Raw genomic sequence first — 17,927 nt, 5'->3', positions numbered from 1 at the left:
ATTGCTTTTCCGGGCAGTTATCTGCCCGGAAAAGGCAATATAGTTACATTTTTAATTATTTCTCAGCTTTTCCAGCAAGAACTTTCTCCTGAACGCTCTTCGGAACCTGCTCATATTTCTCAAAGAACATGGAGTAGTTACCACGTCCCTGAGTTCTGGAACGAAGGTCGGTAGAATAACCGAACATCTCTGCCAGCGGAACATAAGCCTTAACCAGCTTGCCGCCGCCGATATCTTCCATACCCTCGATACGACCACGACGAGAGTTGATATCACCGATGATATCACCCATATACTCTTCCGGCATGGTTACCTCAACCTTCATGATCGGCTCAAGCAGTACCGGGTTACCTTTACGCATAGCATCCTTGAATGCCATGGAACCTGCGATATGGAAAGCCATCTCAGAAGAGTCGACCTCATGGTAGGAACCATCGTATACGTCAGCGTGAACGCCGAGTACCGGGAATCCGCCGAGGATACCTGCCTTAGCAGCCTCTTCGATACCTTCGCCTACAGCCGGGATGTACTCTTTCGGAATAGCACCGCCGACAACGCTGGACTCAAACTTGAAGGTCTCTTCGCCGTTCGGATCCATCGGAGTGAAGTGTACCTTACAGTGACCGTACTGACCACGACCACCAGACTGTTTTGCATACTTGCTGTCTACATCTACAGCCTTTGTGAAGGTCTCTTTGTAAGCTACCTGCGGAGCACCTACGTTAGCTTCAACGTGGAACTCACGAAGCAGACGGTCTACGATAATCTCCAGATGGAGCTCGCCCATACCAGCGATGATTGTCTGACCAGTCTCTTTGTTTGTATAAGCACGGAAGGTCGGATCCTCCTCTGCCAGTTTTGCAAGAGCCTCGCCCATCTTGTCCTGACCAGCTTTGGTCTTCGGCTCGATAGCGATGTCGATAACCGGCTCCGGGAACTCCATGGACTCCAGGATTACCGGATGCTGCTCATCACAGATAGTATCACCTGTGGTGGAGAACTTGAATCCGATCGCTGCTGCGATATCACCGGAGTAAACCTTTTCCAGCTCGTGACGCTTGTTGGCATGCATCTGAAGGATACGTCCAACACGCTCTTTTTTGTCCTTTGTTGCATTCAGTACATATGAACCGGAGTTCATAACACCTGAGTACACACGGAAGTAAGCCAGCTTACCTACGAACGGGTCGGTCATGATCTTGAATACAAGAGCGGAGAACGGCTCTTCGTCGGAAGAATGTCTTACAGTCTCGTTGCCATCCAGGTCAACACCCTTGATCGGCGGGATGTCAAGCGGAGACGGCATGAACTCGATGATTGCATCCAGGAGCTTCTGAACACCCTTATTTCTGTATGCAGTACCACAGCATACCGGGATTGCCTGACACTCGCAGGTTGCTTTTCTTAATACTTTCTTTAACTCATCTACAGACGGCTCTTCACCCTCAAGGTAAGCCATCATCAGATCGTCGTCCAGCTCGCAGATCTTCTCTACCAGCTCGGTGTGGTAAAGCTCAGCGTCATCCTTCATATCCTCCGGGATATCAAGGATGCTGATGTCCTCACCCTTATCATCATTGTAGATGTATGCTTTCATCTCGAACAGGTCGATAATTCCCTTGAAATCATCTTCCTTGCCGATCGGAAGCTGTAAACAGATAGCATTCTTACCAAGTCTGGTCTTGATCTGCTCTACACAGCCATAGAAGTTTGCACCCAGGATATCCATCTTGTTGATGAATGCCATACGCGGTACATTGTAGGTATCAGCCTGACGCCATACGTTCTCAGACTGCGGCTCTACACCACCCTTAGCACAGAATACACCTACAGCACCGTCCAGTACACGCAGGGAACGCTCAACCTCAACCGTGAAGTCAACGTGTCCTGGAGTATCGATGATGTTGATACGATGCTCCAGAGCGCCTGGTTTCGGTTTGCATTTTTCCTGCAGAGTCCAGTGACAGGTTGTCGCTGCAGAAGTGATGGTAATACCTCTCTCCTGCTCCTGAGCCATCCAGTCCATGGTAGCAGTACCTTCATGAGTATCACCGATCTTATAGTTAACACCAGTATAATACAGAATACGCTCAGTAGTGGTAGTCTTACCAGCATCGATATGAGCCATAATACCAATATTTCTGGTTCTCTCTAACGGATATTCTCTTCCAGCCAAAGCTTTTTCCTCCTATTAGAATCTGTAATGAGCAAATGCCTTGTTAGCCTCTGCCATCTTATGCATATCTTCTTTCTTCTTCACAGATGCACCAGTGTTGTTAGCTGCATCCAGAATCTCTTTTGCCAGTCTCTCTTCCTGAGTCTTCTCGCCTCTCTTACGGGAGTACAGAGTGATCCAGCGAAGTGCAAGAGCCTGTCTTCTTTCCGGCTTAACCTCGATCGGTACCTGATAGGTAGCACCACCGATACGTTTTGCCTTAACTTCCAGAACCGGCATGATGTTGTTCATTGCCTCTTCGAAAACCTCTACAGCTTCCTTACCGGATTCTGCAGCGACACGATCAAACGCGCCGTATACGATCTTCTGAGCAACGCCCTTTTTGCCGTCCAGCATGATGTTGTTGATTAATTTAGTAACAACCTTGTTGTTGTACAGCGGATCCGCTAATACGTCTCTTTTCTGAGTATGTCCTTTACGTGGCACGTTACTTCCCTCCTTAATATCTGCTCCGGCGGGGAGCCGCGGGAGCCATTCATTAGATCTTAGGTACTCGCATTGAACACTTAGCGAGGTTCCTCACGAGCTTAGTGTGAAAGCGCACCTGCGAAACGAGCGCGTCTTTCAGCGCGACATTGAGCATGGTGCTTCCTCTCTTCCTACTCGGCAGGTTCTCTCTAAGTTCAACCTGCGTCTCGTGCGCGGTTCTATGATTCCCTGCAACCTACAGGATCAATATCAAAGTCCGGCACATTCATTCTAAATCTAATAGAACTTCTACCTAATTAAAATTATTTCTTGTCTTTCGGTCTCTTAGCGCCGTATTTGGAACGCGCCTGTTTTCTGTTGGCTACGCCTGCAGTATCAAGAGTACCTCTGATGATGTGGTATCTGGTACCTGGTAAGTCTTTTACACGACCACCACGAATCAGAACAACGCTGTGCTCCTGTAAGTTGTGTCCCTCACCCGGGATGTAGCTTGTTACTTCGATACCGTTGGAAAGACGAACTCTGGCGATTTTTCTAAGAGCAGAGTTAGGCTTTTTAGGTGTTGCAGTCTTAACGGCTGTACACACGCCTCTCTTCTGCGGTGCAGAAACGTTGATAGCTTTCTTCTGTAAAGAGTTGTATCCTTTCTGCAGAGCCGGAGCTGTTGATTTCTTTTCAGATGTCTGTCTTCCCTTTCTTACTAACTGGTTAAATGTAGGCATCCTTTTCACCTCCTGTGATATTGTCTGTGGTTGCTTTTTTAAGCTTGTATTTCCGCGCAGAAATTCCTTGAATTTTGCACGCTTACTTATTATAGCTAGTTTGAGTTGCACTGTCAAGGTATAAAATGCAAATTTTTCCCGTAAAATAAAGGGTTTGTTACTGTTCACGCATACGTGCCCAGTAACGGAATTTGCCGTGGCTTCGCATTTAAATACGGCAAATTCCTGCTGCCACCACGTTTTCTTACGGCACTTTCGGTTCCAAAAGTGCCTACCTGTGAGCAGTAACAAGGGTTTTGTGCTGTAGCCAGGTACAGTGCAAAACCCTCTATTGTCTCGTCTGACTCTTTTTTGTCTGGAAAATATCTTAAATATCCCGGAACTTCATTTCCGCTACTCCTGCGGTCCCATGTACTCCGAATCACCAAAACCAAGAATCAGCATAAAAAGCGGATTCAGGAAAAATAAACCAATCGTAAATCCTATCCCGTGACCATAGGCACACGCCAGCTTATAGAGTGCCACCACATTCATGAGTGCTGTTCCCAGAAGCGCAAGCGAACCGATAACTCCCACGATTCCGCCGAAGGAATTTAAAATACCTCCGCCGACCGCCAGTCCCAGTGCCACCCAAAAATACTGCACATCCCAGGTCAGCCGGTACTGTACATAGCCATTGTAAATCGGAATGATGGATTTCCATCCTTCTTCCCCGGCTTTTGTAAAGATCTTCCAGTATGCAATTACCTGCAGAATATAAAAGATAAACGCAAATAATGCATATGCCATAATAAACGCCACCAATCCCATACGCTTTCCTCCTTTCAGTTTTTACTGTCCAAAAAACGTATTCACGCCAGTCAGCAGTCCGTTCGCCAGCGTCTCAAGCGTCGCACCCGAATGATCGGACGCCTTATCTCCCAGCTCAATATCCACACTCGGAATCGTCGAATAGGAAGTCTGGGTCAAATCCATCTCCATGCTGCCTTTGGAATAAATCTTCACACCCGCGCTCTTTAAGCCGCTGATCAGCGACTCGCCCAGTTGGTTGTGCTGCTTCCAATGAGAGGCAACCGGCTCCATCGCACGGTAGGTTGCATTGCTTGGAACGCTCATGAAAAAAGCACCCTTGTTGCTGCTGGTTGAATCCCAGTGCAAGGCTATATGACAGTCCGCGTTGTTATTCGCAATGACCGTACGGGCTATATTATCCAGCTGTACATCATCTGATTCACGGATCATCAGTACATCATAGCCTGCATTCAGAAGTTTTGTCTTAAGCACCTTTGCCATAGCAAGTGTTACCTTGCTCTCTGCTGTTCCATCTGCAAAGGTCATACCGCTGGAAACTGCCACTGCTGAGGTAGCACCGGCTCCGGTTGTGCCGCCGGTTACTTTCGCACTTCCATCCGGATGACACTGGGTCTTGACGCTTCCGCCACCGTTTGTTCCATGTCCGGCATTGACACAGACCACTTTATTTTTCTTGTTGGAAGCCGTCGAGCGGTACAGGGTCGCAGTTCCGCTGTTGATCTTTGAATAATTTGCGTATTTATAATTAGAAGAAAGTGCGATCGCCGTGCCGCCGGATGTCTGCGCTCCCGCTGCTGTCTGGCTGGTTGTCTGGACAGCACCTGCAGATGCCGGTTTTTTGCTTGTCACATAGGCGGATGAAACGTAATACTTCTTTCCATTCAAAAGAATCATCGTCCACTGCCCGCTGGTTCCCACGCGCTCCAGCTTCTGACCGTAGGACAGATTGCCCGCGATATTATTGTCCTTGATCTGCGCCGATGTCCGGTAGCGCAGGGAAGACGTATTGACATACACCGAGTCACCTGCCAGCGCGATCTGCGACATACCGGCTGTCATCAGCAGAGCCGCCGCCAGTCCCAGTGTGTGTTTTTTGAGCCAATTGTGTCTCTTCATCTATATAATCTCCTTCCAATGTCTCTATTTTTAAAATAATTGTTTCTGTTTTGAAAGTCTAAAATCGTTAAATTTGTTCTTTAAATTTATACAATTTAATCACATTACTTTGGATTTTAAACATTTCCTTTATAAGTATAACGGATTTTCCCCTTCGATTCAACCAATCCCGCGCTTCTATTTCTTACGGTTTTCTGTCTATGATATGGCAGGAACGAATGTGCCTTGGCACATTCGGGCGTCTCGCGCGGTCGCTTGCGACAACCTACAGCTTCGCGCGAGTGCGCATCATTGGCACAAAAAAAGACCGCCGCATCTCTGCGGCGATCTCCAAAAAACGATTCCGTTTTTCATTTTTAATTATTCTTCACTCAGCTCATCCTCGTTGAGTACAATCTTGTCTGCCTCGTCCAGTTCAGCCGGCTCGTTGAAGTCGTCCTCTGCCAGATCGATATCATCCTCTTCCTCAACATCAGTGTTCAGCTTGATGGAGCGGTAACGCTTCATACCGGTACCAGCCGGAATCAGCTTACCAATCAGAACGTTCTCCTTCAGACCAATCAGCTTATCTACCTTTCCGTTGATGGCAGCCTCGGTCAGAACCTTGGTTGTCTCCTGGAAGGATGCAGCGGATAAGAAGGAGTCGGTTGCCAGAGATGCCTTGGTGATACCCAGCATAACCTGACGTCCGATCGCCGGCTCTTTGCCCTCGGCTTCCAGCGCCTCGTTCATCTCGTTGAAATCGAGTACATCCATGGATACGCCCGGCAGTACGTCGGAATCTCCACTTTCCTCAATCTTAATCTTCTTTAACATCTGGTGTACGATCATCTCGATATGCTTATCGTTGATTTCTACACCCTGTAAGCGGTATACACGCTGTACTTCCTGGATCATGTAATCCTGTACGGCGCGGACGCCCTTGATCTTCAGAATATCGTGCGGGTTCACGCTACCTTCGGTCAGCTCGTCACCAGCCTCCAGAACCGCGCCGTCCTGAATCTTGATACGGGAGCCGTAAGGAATCAGGTAGGTCTTGGAATTGCCCGTCTCATTATCCGTGATAATGATCTCACGTTTCTTCTTGGTATCTTTGATGGTTGCCACACCGCCGAACTCAGCGATGATAGCAAGTCCCTTCGGCTTACGTGCCTCGAAAAGCTCCTCGACACGCGGAAGACCCTGTGTGATATCGCCACCGGCAACGCCGCCCGAGTGGAACGTACGCATGGTCAGCTGTGTACCAGGCTCACCGATGGACTGTGCCGCGATGATGCCGACTGCCTCACCGACCTGAACCGGCTGACCGGTTGCCATGTTGGCACCGTAGCACTTCGCACACACACCGATGTGGGATTTACAGGTCAGGACGGTACGGATCTTGATGGAATCTCTGCCCTGTTTCTTCAGTGCTGCCATAACAGCCGCTGCACGCTTCGGCGTACACATATGATTCTTCTCAATCACCACTTCACCTGTATCCGGGTCTATGATTGTCTCAGCGATGAAACGTCCTGTGATACGCTCCTGCAATGTCTCGATGGTCTCCTGACCATCCATGAATGCCTTGATCTCCATATACGGAATCTCCGGCTTATCCCAGCAGCAGTCCTCCTCGCGGACGATCAGATCCTGGGATACGTCTACCAGACGTCTGGTCAGGTAACCAGAGTCGGCAGTACGCAGAGCCGTATCGGACATACCTTTTCGAGCTCCGTGTGCGGAGATGAAGTACTCCAGTACGTCCAGACCCTCACGGAAGTTGGACTTGATAGGAAGTTCAATCGTATGACCGGTCGTATCTGCCATCAGTCCTCGCATACCAGCAAGCTGTTTAATCTGCTTATCCGATCCTCGCGCACCGGAGTCAGCCATCATGAAGATGTTGTTATATTTGTCAAGTCCTGTCAGCAGGTCGTGAGTCAGCTGATCATCGGTTGCCTTCCAGGTCTCGATAACTTCTTTGTAACGCTCTTCCTCTGTGATAAGACCACGGCGGAAGTTCTTTGCGATATGGTCAACCGTTGCCTGCGCGTCAGCAATCAGCTTCGGCTTGCTTGCCGGTACGGTCATATCGGAAATCGATACGGTCATGGCTGCACGTGTAGAGAACTTGTAGCCAATCGCCTTGATATCATCCAGGGTGATCGCTGTCTGGGTTGCACCATGGACATTGATAACCTTCTCCAGAATCTGCTTTAACTGCTTCTTGCCTACGTGGAAGTCAACTTCCAGTTTCAGCTCGTTCTCTTTCTGGGAACGGTCTACGAAGCCCAGATCCTGCGGGATGATCTCGTTGAAGATGAAACGTCCAACGGTAGACTCGATGATACCAGTCTTCGTTGTGCCATCCGGCATCGTGCGGGTTACTCTTACTTTGACACGGGAATGCAGGGTAACAACCTTGTTTTCGTATGCAAGAATCGCCTCGTTGATGCTCTTGAATGCCATGCCCTCGCCCTTGGCGCCCGGACGTTCCTGGGTCAGATAGTAGATACCGAGTACCATATCCTGGGAAGGAACGGCTACCGGACCACCATCGGACGGTTTTAACAGGTTGTTCGGGGAAAGCAGCAGGAAACGGCACTCTGCCTGTGCCTCCACGGAAAGCGGAAGATGTACCGCCATCTGGTCGCCATCGAAATCGGCGTTGAACGCGGTACAAACAAGCGGATGCAGCTTGATTGCCTTACCTTCTACCAGAATCGGCTCGAATGCCTGGATACCCAGACGATGCAGTGTAGGAGCACGGTTTAACATAACCGGATGCTCTTTGATTACATCCTCGAGAACGTCCCAAACCTCCGGCTGAAGGCGCTCTACCATCTTCTTTGCATTTTTAATGTTGTGAGCGGTTCCGTTGGAAACCAGCTCTTTCATAACGAACGGTTTAAACAGCTCGATCGCCATCTCTTTCGGCAGACCGCACTGGTAAATCTTTAACTCCGGTCCTACGACGATAACGGAACGTCCGGAATAGTCAACTCGCTTACCCAGAAGGTTCTGACGGAAACGTCCCTGTTTACCCTTTAACATATCAGAAAGGGACTTGAGGGCACGGTTGCCAGGACCGGTAACTGGACGGCCACGGCGGCCATTATCAATTAATGCGTCAACTGCCTCCTGAAGCATACGTTTCTCGTTGCGCACGATGATATCCGGTGCGCCGAGCTCCAGAAGTCTTGCAAGACGGTTGTTACGGTTGATAATACGACGATACAGATCGTTTAAGTCGGAAGTTGCGAAACGTCCGCCATCCAGCTGTACCATCGGACGGATATCCGGCGGGATAACCGGGACAACGGTCATGATCATCCACTCCGGTTTGTTGCCGGAATTTCTGAATGCCTCTACGACTTCCAGACGCTTGATGATACGGGCACGCTTCTGTCCGGTTGCATCCTGTAACTGGTTTCTCAGATCCTCAGAATCCTTCTCCAGGTCGATCGCCTTTAAAAGCTCCTGAATCGCCTCGGCACCCATGCCGACACGGAAAGAACCGTAACCGTATTTCTCGATCTCGTCACGGTACTCCTTCTCAGACAGAACCTGCTTCATCTGCAGTCCGGTCTGTCCCGGATCCAGCACGATATAGGAAGCGAAGTACAGAACCTTCTCCAGAGTTCTCGGAGAAATGTCCAGAATCAGACCCATGCGGCTCGGAATTCCCTTGAAATACCAGATGTGGGAAACCGGAGCTGCAAGCTCGATATGACCCATGCGCTCACGGCGGACGCTGGCTTTTGTAACCTCAACGCCGCAGCGGTCACAGATAACACCTTTATATCTGATTTTTTTATATTTACCACAGTGGCACTCCCAGTCCTTGCTCGGTCCAAAGATTCTCTCACAGAACAGGCCGTCTTTCTCCGGCTTTAATGTTCTGTAGTTGATGGTCTCCGGCTTTTTAACCTCGCCGTGAGACCACTCCAGAATCTTTTCAGGGGATGCCAAACCGATCTTGATTGCGTCAAATGTCAATGGTTGATATGTTTCATTTGTCTCTGGCATGAGCGGTACTCCCTCCTATCGATTATTCTTCGTCGTCAGATCCATTATCATCGGAAACGTCTGCATAGTCATCGTCTGTATAGCCGTCTGCCTCTGCTGTATACTCATCATGCTCTACATCGGTCAGCTCACCATCTTTAAATTCCTGCTCCTGGTAACCGTAGTTGCCGAAGGACTCATTCTGAGAGTAACGCTTGCTGTCACCCTCGATGACGGAACGAAGATCGGTATCGCCTTCGTCGATGTTCTCCTTGAGCTCGATCTCGGAACCGTCTTCTGCCAGAACTCTGACATCCAGACCCAGGGACTGAAGCTCTTTTAAGAGTACCTTGAAGGACTCCGGAATACCCGGCTCCGGAATATTCTCGCCCTTGATGATTGCCTCGTATGTCTTCACACGACCTACCACATCATCGGACTTCACGGTCAGGATCTCCTGCAGCGTGTAGGATGCGCCATACGCCTCCAGAGCCCAAACCTCCATCTCTCCGAAACGCTGGCCACCGAACTGAGCTTTACCACCCAGCGGCTGCTGTGTAACGAGGGAGTAAGGACCTGTGGAACGTGCATGAATCTTATCATCAACCAGATGATGCAGTTTCAGGTAATGCATGTGTCCGATTGTAACCGGGCTGTCGAAGTATTCGCCGGTACGTCCATCTCTCAGGCGGACTTTACCGTCGCGTCCGATCGGAACGCCCTTCCAGAGTTTTCTGTGCTCCAGATGGGTACCCAGATACTCCATAACTTCCGGATCTACAATATCTTTATATTTTGCTTCGAACTCTTCCCAGGAGGTGTTGACATAGTCATTTGCCATCTCCAGAGTGTTCTGAATATCTTTCTCGTCTGCACCGTCGAAAATCGGGGTGGATACATCAAAACCAAGTGCTTTGGCAGCAAGGCTTAAATGAATCTCCAGGACCTGTCCGATATTCATACGGGACGGTACGCCCAGTGGGTTCAGTACGATGTCGAGCGGACGGCCATTCGGAAGGAACGGCATATCCTCAACCGGAAGTACACGGGAAACGACACCCTTGTTACCATGACGGCCAGCCATCTTATCGCCGACGGAAATCTTTCTCTTCTGTGCAATGTAGATACGAACGGTCTTATTTACACCCGGAGCCAGCTCGTCGCCGTTCTCTCTTGTAAATACCTTCGCATCAATGATGATACCGTATGCACCATGCGGTACTTTCAGGGAGGTATCACGAACCTCTCTTGCCTTCTCACCGAAGATCGCACGTAACAGGCGCTCTTCTGCGGTCAGCTCGGTCTCTCCCTTCGGAGTAACCTTACCTACCAGGATATCACCGGCACGAACCTCTGCACCGATGCGGATGATACCGCGCTCGTCCAGATCTTTCAGTGCATCCTCGCCGACACCCGGAACATCTCTTGTGATCTCTTCCGGTCCCAGCTTGGTATCACGTGCTTCTGCCTCGTATTCCTCAATATGGACGGAGGTATATACATCCTCCTGAACCAGACGCTCAGACAGAAGAACGGCATCCTCGTAGTTGTAGCCTTCCCAGGTCATGAAGCCGATCAGCGGGTTTTTGCCCAGACCGATCTCACCGTTGCAGGTGGACGGACCATCTGCGATAACCTCGCCAGCTTCGACATGGTCATTCTTGTATACAATCGGTTTCTGATTGTAGCAGTTGGACTGGTTACTTCTCTTGAATTTTGTCAGATGGTATACATCGCGGTTTCCATCAGAATCTCTCTTGATGATGATCTCGTTGGAAGCGGAGCGCTCAACCACACCGGCATTCTTTGCAACGACACACACACCGGAGTCAACAGCTGCCTTCGCGGAAATACCGGTATCGACAACGGCTCTCTCGGTGGTCAGAAGCGGTACCGCCTGACGCTGCATGTTCGATCCCATCAGAGCACGGTTCGCATCGTCGTTCTGCAGGAACGGAATCATGGAAGTAGCTACGGAGAATACCATCTTCGGGGATACGTCCATCAGGTCGATTTTCTTCTTCTGGAACTCGGAGGTCTCCTCACGGAAACGACCAGATACGTTATTGTGGACGAAGTGTCCTTCTTCGTCTAACTGCTCGTTTGCCTGTGCAACAACGAAGTTATCTTCCTCGTCTGCTGTCAGGTATACAACCTCATCCGTAACAACCGGGTTGGACGGATCGGTTTTATCTACTACACGGTACGGAGCTTCGATGAAACCGTACTCATTGACACGTGCGTAAGATGCCAGGGAGTTGATCAGACCGATGTTCGGTCCCTCAGGTGTCTCGATCGGGCACATACGGCCATAGTGTGTGTAGTGTACATCTCGTACCTCGAATCCGGCACGGTCCCTTGACAGACCGCCAGGGCCCAGGGCGGAAAGACGTCTCTTATGGGTCAGCTCGGACAGCGGGTTGTTCTGATCCATGAACTGGGACAGCTGGGAACTTCCGAAGAACTCCTTGACTGCTGCTGTAACCGGCTTGATATTGATCAGGGACTGGGCAGAAACACCTTCCATGTCCTGTGTTGTCATACGCTCACGTACCACACGCTCCATACGGGACAGACCGATACGGTACTGGTTCTGAAGCAGCTCGCCGACCGCACGGATACGACGGTTGCCCAGATGGTCGATATCATCTGGATTGCCGATGCCGCCTTCCAGATGCATGTTGTAGTTGATGGAAGCGATGATATCTTCCTTCGTAATGTGCTTCGGAATCAGGTCATGGATATCTCTGCGGATAATCTCTTTTAGCTCCTCATCAGAAGCGCCGGCATTTTCTTCCAGAATACCCTGGAGAACCGGATAGAATACTAACTCTGTGACGCCTACTTCTTCCGGATCGAAATTCACATAAGCGCCCAGGTCTACCATCAGGTTGGAGAGAACTTTGTGGTTCTTCTTCTCGCCCTGAATCCATACAAACGGAACGCCTGCGTTCTGGATGTCAGTAGCAAGTTCCTTGGTAACCTTGGTTCCCTGCTCCGCCAGAATCTCTCCGGTGGTTGTATCAACCACATCCTCAGCCAGGACATGACCTACGATACGGTTCTTAAAGTGAAGCTTTTTATTGAATTTATAGCGACCTACCTTTGCCAGATCGTAGCGGCGCGGATCGAAGAACATGCTGTTTAACAGGCTCTCTGCGCTGTCTACGGAAAGCGGCTCACCCGGACGAATCTTCTTATATAATTCCAGAAGACCATCCTGGTAGTTGTTGGACGGATCCTTCTCGAAGCTCTTCTCCAGTTTCAGCTCATCGCCGAACAGGTCAATGATCTCGGCGTTAGTACCGTAACCAAGAGCACGGATCAGAACAGTAACAGGAACTTTTCTGGTCCGGTCTACACGCACGTAGAAAATGTCGTTGGAATCTGTCTCATACTCCAGCCAGGCACCCCGGTTCGGGATAACGGTGCAGCTGTATAACTCTGTACCGATCTTATCGTGCGCGATTCCATAATAAATACCAGGGGAACGAACAAGCTGGCTGACGATAACTCGCTCCGCTCCGTTGATAACGAAGGAGCCGGTGTCGGTCATAAGTGGAAGATCACCCATGAAAATCTCATGTTCATTGATCTCATCTTTATCTTTATTGCAAAGTCTTACCTTTACCTTCAGAGGAGCTGCATAGGTCGCATCGCGCTCTTTGCACTCTTCGATCGTATATTTGATATCGTTTTTACACAGTGTAAAATCCACAAATTCCAGACTCAAGTGACCTGCGAAATCCGTGATCGGGGAGATATCAGCAAACACTTCTTTCAGTCCCTCATCCAGGAACCACTGATACGAGTTTTTCTGAATCTCAATCAAATTCGGCATTTCCAGAACTTCTTTTTGTCTTGAGAAGGTCATCCTTACACCTTTACCGGTTTTTACCGGACGCATCCTGCTTTTCTCCATTCGATGTTTCACCCCTGTTTTCTTTCTATCTCTATGGTTTGCATTTTTCCATCTCCGAACCAGCCTTGTTTCATGCCGCCGGAGCTGCACTGTCATTTGGGCATACGAATACCCGGAAAACACAGTTTTCCACAATAGTGCATTCTCCATCTTAGCATGGGATTTGATGGGTGTCAAGTGGTTTTTTTGATAGATTTGGAATAAATTTGGAATGATTATGAAAAAGTTTTCTCAAGAAACGCCAGAATCCGGACAGACAACAGACGCCGCTCCCCAGATGATAGCGGCGTCCGATTTTTTATAGAAATTTTATGCAAATAAATTCGGTAAAAATGTAACGGTCTGTGGAATATAGGTAATCACCAAAAGGACAATCAGAAGGACTGCTAACATAGGGAGCAAATCCCGCATCTGGTCTTTCAGGCTTACCTTGGCAATCGATCCCGATACAAACAGGCACACGCCCAGCGGAGGCGTACACATACCAATTGTCAGGTTGACTGCCATGACCAGGCCAAAATGGATCAGGTCAATTCCCATTGCCTTAACAAGCGGCAGGAAGAGTGGGGTAAAGATAACCAGCGCGCTTGTCGTATCGATGAAGGTGCCTGCAATTAACAGGATCACATTGATGATCATCAACAATACATATTTGTTGCTGACCGTGCTGGACAGCAGGGCGCTGACGGTCTGCGGAACCTGTGCAACCGTGATAACCCAGGTAAACAGGCTCGCACAGGACACAACGATTAAAACCTGTCCCGTTGATTTTGCACAGTCCACAAAGAGGTCAAACATCTTGGACGGCTTTAACTCCCGGTAAACAAAACCGCCGATGATAATCGCATATGCACACGCGATAGCGCCGGACTCGGTTGCCGTAAAAATACCAGATAAGATACCTCCAATGATGATAATCGGCATAATCAGGGCAAGAAGGGCATCTTTTCCGGTACGGATTCTCTCCTCACGGCTCGCCTTTTTCTCACGTCCTACATAATGTCTCTTTTTTCCTACATAATAACTGTAAATCATCAGTCCGAGTCCCATGATAATGCCCGGGATAAATCCACCGATAAACAATTTACCAACGCTCACACCTGCCATCGTTCCGTACAGCAGAAGTGGAATACTCGGAGGAATGATCGGTCCAATCGAACCGCCGCAGGCGATTAACGGAGCCGAAAACGTATCTTCATAGTTTTTCTCACGCATGATCGGAATCATAATGCCGCCGATCGCTGCGGTTGCCGCGATCGCAGAACCTGTGATCGCCGCAAAGAACATACACGCCAGAATACTTACCAGTGCCAGACCACTTGGAAAATGTCCGATCAGCGCATCGGCAAAATCGACGATTCTTCTGGAAATACCGCCCTGAACCATCAGACCTCCGGCAAGGATAAACAGCGGAATCGCAATCAGCGCCGTGCTGTCAGCACCGGTGAACATTCTCTGGATAACAACAATTAACGGAGTTCCTCCCTGGATAATTCCGGCCACCGATACCATTCCGAGTGAAAAGCAGATCGGAATTCCTATTAAAAACAAGACAAATAATAAGACAATATAAATCATACCTTTCCCTCCTAATCATTCTTTTTCAGCTGCTCTGCCATATTTTTAATCATATAGAACAGCATAATCGCTCCGGCACTTGGAATACTTGCATAGTAAACACTCATTGGAATCGGCAGATAGGAAGTCGTCTGCGTCCATCCAAACGCACAGAATTTAATTCCAAATACAATCATAAAAATGAAAAAGAGAGACAATACCAGGTCAATTCCCAGTTCCACCACCTTGCGGATTTTAACTGGAAACGACATCAGCAGAACATCCACGTTCAGGTGTTCCTTTTCCCGCACACACCACGCAGCGCCCCAGAATACCAGATAGGTAAATGCCAGACGCAGGATATCCGTACTCCACGGAAGCGGAGATTTTAAAACAAAGCGGCATAAAACCTGTAAAAAGGTAATGACAAATACCACAATCGCGCTGATTCCCATGACAGCTTTTGTAATCTTATCGACCAGACCAGACATTTCCCATCCCCCTATTCTTTCCCATGCGTATTTCTATACTCTTCAACCGCCTGTTTTACCTTTTCCGTCAATTCCGGCGGAACCAGTGCCGTTACAGCCGGTTCCTGATACAGGCTGGCCGTTGCATCCTGGAAGGACTGTAAATCTGGATCCTTGCATACCTTTACGCCGTTCGCTTCAATCGACGCAAGCATCTCTTCTTCCATGTCCGTTACTTCCTGACGCTGTGTATCTTTTGCGTATTCAGCCGCCTCATCGATCCAAGCGCGCTCTTCATCGGTCAGTTTATTATAAAAGTCAAGGTTCATGATCATGCTTTCCGGCGCATATGTGTGACCATCCAGAACCATATATTTCTGCACTTCATCAAACGCAGAACTGGAAATAGACGCGATCGGGTTTTCCTGACCATCTACGGTTCCCTGCTGAAGAGCAGTATAAAGCTCGTTAAATGCGATCGGCGTCGCAATAAATCCAAGGTGATCTGCCAATGAGAACCAGATCGGAGACTCCTGTACACGGATCGATAATCCCTTCATGTCGGATGCCTTGGTCACTTCTTTTTTATTATTCGTAAAATGACGGAAGCCTAACTCACAAAAACCCAGGTGTTTAAAGCCCTGTGCCTCAAACTTCGGTTCCAGTTCTTTCTGCAGCGTATTATCCAGGACATAGTATGCTTCCTGCTTATCCGCAAAAAGATACGGGATTGCCAGAACCTGCGTCTCCGGCACGAAGCTTGGAAGCGCGCCATCCGTTGTTACAATCGCAAGCTCTATCGAACCAATCTTGACGCCTTCCGCCATTTCGCGCTCACCGCCCAGCTGCGCGCTCGGGTAAATCGTCACTTCGAACCGATCACCTGCCAGTTCCTCCAGCTTTTCCTGAAATGCCGCTGCCGCCATCGTTGACTGGTGCTTCTCATTTCCAACTGTCGCTATTTTCAACTTGATATGTCCGCTGTCTGATGTACTGCCGCAGCCGGTCAACACCGTTGCTCCCAAGACAAGTGCCGCGAACGTCCCTGCCCAACCTTTTTTCATTACCGTTCCTCCTCGCTGATGACATCCACTTCATACTCCGACGATAACTTCCGGTTCAGCTTTTTATCTTCCATCTCATAGCGGAATTTACTGCCGAAACGGAATCCATCCTTGACCGGCACCGTTCCGGAAAAGATCACACAATTATCAATTCCGCCAACCCGCTCGTCCAGTTCTTTTAAGATGGTTTCCACCGGGAGAATATCTGACAACGTTCCCTCCTGATATAAAACTTCCGTTCCATCCAATGTCTGCCAGGAATGAAGCTCTATCTCATCCCAGTGATCCTTGACATCCTCGTACTCCCAAACGGTATCGCAAATCGGCTTCGCACAAATCTGTTTCGCTTTTGGAACACTGGCTGCCTCAAGCTCCCGGTCTGTGTGGTCGCTTCCCAATCCGATGTAAATCGTCTTATCTTTAATGACAATCACATACTCGACTTCTCCACAGGTCTTTTCGCCCACAAACTCCAGTTTCTTTTCCTGTGTTAAAACGTAATTGCCACACTGGAAAATGGTCGGTATTTTCTTCGGTGCCGGAACGCCTAATTCCCGTTCCAGTTCTTTGATATGCTCCATCGTCTTTTCAATGTTTCTGCCTGCATATCCAATGGCAAACACCCTCTCATAATTCAGCTCCAGCGGCTTTTCTCCGTTCTTTCCCTGAACCGTAAAACACATTGTATCCATCCTGTTTCCTCCTTATTCCATTCCCTCTTTTATATCTTATATACTTCCGGCAGCCGATCCCGATAAACATTGATCGAATCTCTGACCCCATCGACTGCTCCAATCTCCATATCTGCCATCAGTATCTGTTCCGCTTCTCCGCCCAGCACCAAGCACTCTCCCATCGGTCCATAGACGGCAGAATGTCCGCCGCACTTTGTATTTCCAGCCGTTCCGACCGAATTAGTACAGCATAAAAAGCTCTGACTTTCAATTGCCCTCGCCCTGTTCAAGGTATCCCAGTGAAGAAGTCTCGTATCCGGCCACTGTGCTACCACAAACTGGACTTTTGAACCCGCAAGCATCTCGGAACGAATCAGTTCCGGGAACCGGATATCATAACAAATTACCAGACTGCACGGGATTCCATCCAATTCAAAATTGCAGATGTTTTTTCCATGTTCAAAATACTCATGTTCACCGGACGGGCTGAACAGATGCACCTTGTCATATTCCATCACCACTTCGCCGTCCCGGTTAAAGACAGCGGCTGTATTATAAATCTTCTCATCCCGGCAATTTGCCACGGAACCGGCAATTATATTGACACGGTATTCTTTCGCCAATCTGGAAAACAGCTTTTTGGTCTGTTCCAAATTCACATCCGACACCTCTTTCAGATTTTCTCTCGGAAAAAAACCGGTGTTCCATGTCTCCGGAAGTGTGATCACATCCGGTTTCAGCTCTGCAGCCATCCGGACCAGCTTTTCTGCTTTTTCAAAATTTGCCTCCGGCTTCCCCAACTGCATATCCATCTGAATCATCGCAACTCTCATACCTGACCTCCATTTTACGGTATTTGGTATTCGGTATTTGGTATACCAACAATTAGAATAATAACACTCTCTTTTTTTATCGTCAATCTACTCTTTTCACA

Annotated in this window: 12 protein-coding genes; all 12 read right to left on the bottom strand. The window is 48.8% G+C overall.

Annotation, left to right across the window (positions count from 1 at the left end; all coding sequences use genetic code 11):
* Positions 1-55: 55 nt before the first annotated feature.
* A complete protein-coding gene (gene fusA, locus DXB70_RS02295; RefSeq protein ID WP_118629195.1) occupies positions 56-2,176 on the bottom strand; it encodes an elongation factor G in 2,121 nt (706 codons plus the stop codon).
* A 15-nt stretch (positions 2,177-2,191) separates the two neighbouring features.
* Positions 2,192-2,662 (bottom strand): 30S ribosomal protein S7, encoded by a 471-nt coding sequence (gene rpsG, locus DXB70_RS02290; RefSeq protein ID WP_022358473.1) that lies wholly within the window; start codon positions 2,660-2,662, stop codon positions 2,192-2,194.
* Between the two features lie 305 nt (positions 2,663-2,967).
* Positions 2,968-3,387 (bottom strand): 30S ribosomal protein S12, encoded by a 420-nt coding sequence (rpsL, locus tag DXB70_RS02285; protein WP_022358472.1) that lies wholly within the window; start codon positions 3,385-3,387, stop codon positions 2,968-2,970.
* 393 nt (positions 3,388-3,780) lie between these two features.
* On the bottom strand, positions 3,781-4,197 hold the full coding sequence (locus DXB70_RS02280; RefSeq protein WP_022358471.1) for a DUF5684 domain-containing protein: 417 nt from the start codon (positions 4,195-4,197) through the stop codon (positions 3,781-3,783).
* A gap of 21 nt (positions 4,198-4,218) precedes the next feature.
* On the bottom strand, positions 4,219-5,316 hold the full coding sequence (locus DXB70_RS02275; RefSeq protein WP_117796278.1) for an N-acetylmuramoyl-L-alanine amidase: 1,098 nt from the start codon (positions 5,314-5,316) through the stop codon (positions 4,219-4,221).
* A gap of 360 nt (positions 5,317-5,676) precedes the next feature.
* Complete coding sequence (gene rpoC / locus DXB70_RS02270; protein WP_118672575.1) at positions 5,677-9,327, bottom strand: DNA-directed RNA polymerase subunit beta'; 3,651 nt, start codon at positions 9,325-9,327, stop codon at positions 5,677-5,679.
* Positions 9,328-9,349: 22 nt separating this feature from the next.
* The gene (locus tag DXB70_RS02265) at positions 9,350-13,228 is read right to left on the bottom strand and encodes a DNA-directed RNA polymerase subunit beta (protein ID WP_118672574.1); all 3,879 of its coding nucleotides are present in this window, start codon (positions 13,226-13,228) and stop codon (positions 9,350-9,352) included.
* 309 nt (positions 13,229-13,537) lie between these two features.
* Complete coding sequence (locus DXB70_RS02260) at positions 13,538-14,806, bottom strand: TRAP transporter large permease (RefSeq protein WP_118469150.1); 1,269 nt, start codon at positions 14,804-14,806, stop codon at positions 13,538-13,540.
* 11 nt (positions 14,807-14,817) lie between these two features.
* On the bottom strand, positions 14,818-15,276 hold the full coding sequence (locus DXB70_RS02255) for a TRAP transporter small permease (RefSeq protein ID WP_118469151.1): 459 nt from the start codon (positions 15,274-15,276) through the stop codon (positions 14,818-14,820).
* 11 nt (positions 15,277-15,287) lie between these two features.
* Entirely contained in the window at positions 15,288-16,319 is a 1,032-nt protein-coding gene (dctP, locus tag DXB70_RS02250; RefSeq protein WP_118469153.1) for a TRAP transporter substrate-binding protein DctP, read from the bottom strand.
* Positions 16,319-17,011, bottom strand: coding sequence for a DUF2848 family protein (locus DXB70_RS02245; RefSeq protein WP_118469155.1), 693 nt, complete (start codon positions 17,009-17,011; stop codon positions 16,319-16,321). The genes dctP and DXB70_RS02245 overlap by 1 nt, the downstream gene beginning before the upstream one ends.
* Before the next feature lie 29 nt (positions 17,012-17,040).
* Positions 17,041-17,826, bottom strand: a complete 786-nt coding sequence (locus tag DXB70_RS02240) for a carbon-nitrogen family hydrolase (RefSeq protein WP_118469156.1) — start codon at positions 17,824-17,826, stop codon at positions 17,041-17,043.
* Positions 17,827-17,927 lie beyond the last annotated feature (101 nt).

It is taken from the genome of Clostridium sp. OM05-5BH (assembly GCF_003481505.1).
Taxonomy (GTDB): Bacteria; Bacillota; Clostridia; order Lachnospirales; family Lachnospiraceae; genus Otoolea; species Otoolea fessa.
This window is presented reverse-complemented; position numbering and strand designations above follow the sequence as displayed.

Coding starts and splice junctions, on each gene's coding strand:
- rpsL (WP_022358472.1), bottom strand. CDS start 3,387: ATGCCTACATTTAACCAGTTAGTAAGAAAGGGAAGACAGACATCTGAA.
- DXB70_RS02280 (WP_022358471.1), bottom strand. CDS start 4,197: ATGGGATTGGTGGCGTTTATTATGGCATATGCATTATTTGCGTTTATC.
- DXB70_RS02275 (WP_117796278.1), bottom strand. CDS start 5,316: ATGAAGAGACACAATTGGCTCAAAAAACACACACTGGGACTGGCGGCG.
- rpoC (WP_118672575.1), bottom strand. CDS start 9,327: ATGCCAGAGACAAATGAAACATATCAACCATTGACATTTGACGCAATC.
- DXB70_RS02265 (WP_118672574.1), bottom strand. CDS start 13,228: ATGGAGAAAAGCAGGATGCGTCCGGTAAAAACCGGTAAAGGTGTAAGG.
- DXB70_RS02260 (WP_118469150.1), bottom strand. CDS start 14,806: ATGATTTATATTGTCTTATTATTTGTCTTGTTTTTAATAGGAATTCCG.
- DXB70_RS02255 (WP_118469151.1), bottom strand. CDS start 15,276: ATGTCTGGTCTGGTCGATAAGATTACAAAAGCTGTCATGGGAATCAGC.
- dctP (WP_118469153.1), bottom strand. CDS start 16,319: ATGAAAAAAGGTTGGGCAGGGACGTTCGCGGCACTTGTCTTGGGAGCA.
- DXB70_RS02245 (WP_118469155.1), bottom strand. CDS start 17,011: ATGGATACAATGTGTTTTACGGTTCAGGGAAAGAACGGAGAAAAGCCG.
- DXB70_RS02240 (WP_118469156.1), bottom strand. CDS start 17,826: ATGAGAGTTGCGATGATTCAGATGGATATGCAGTTGGGGAAGCCGGAG.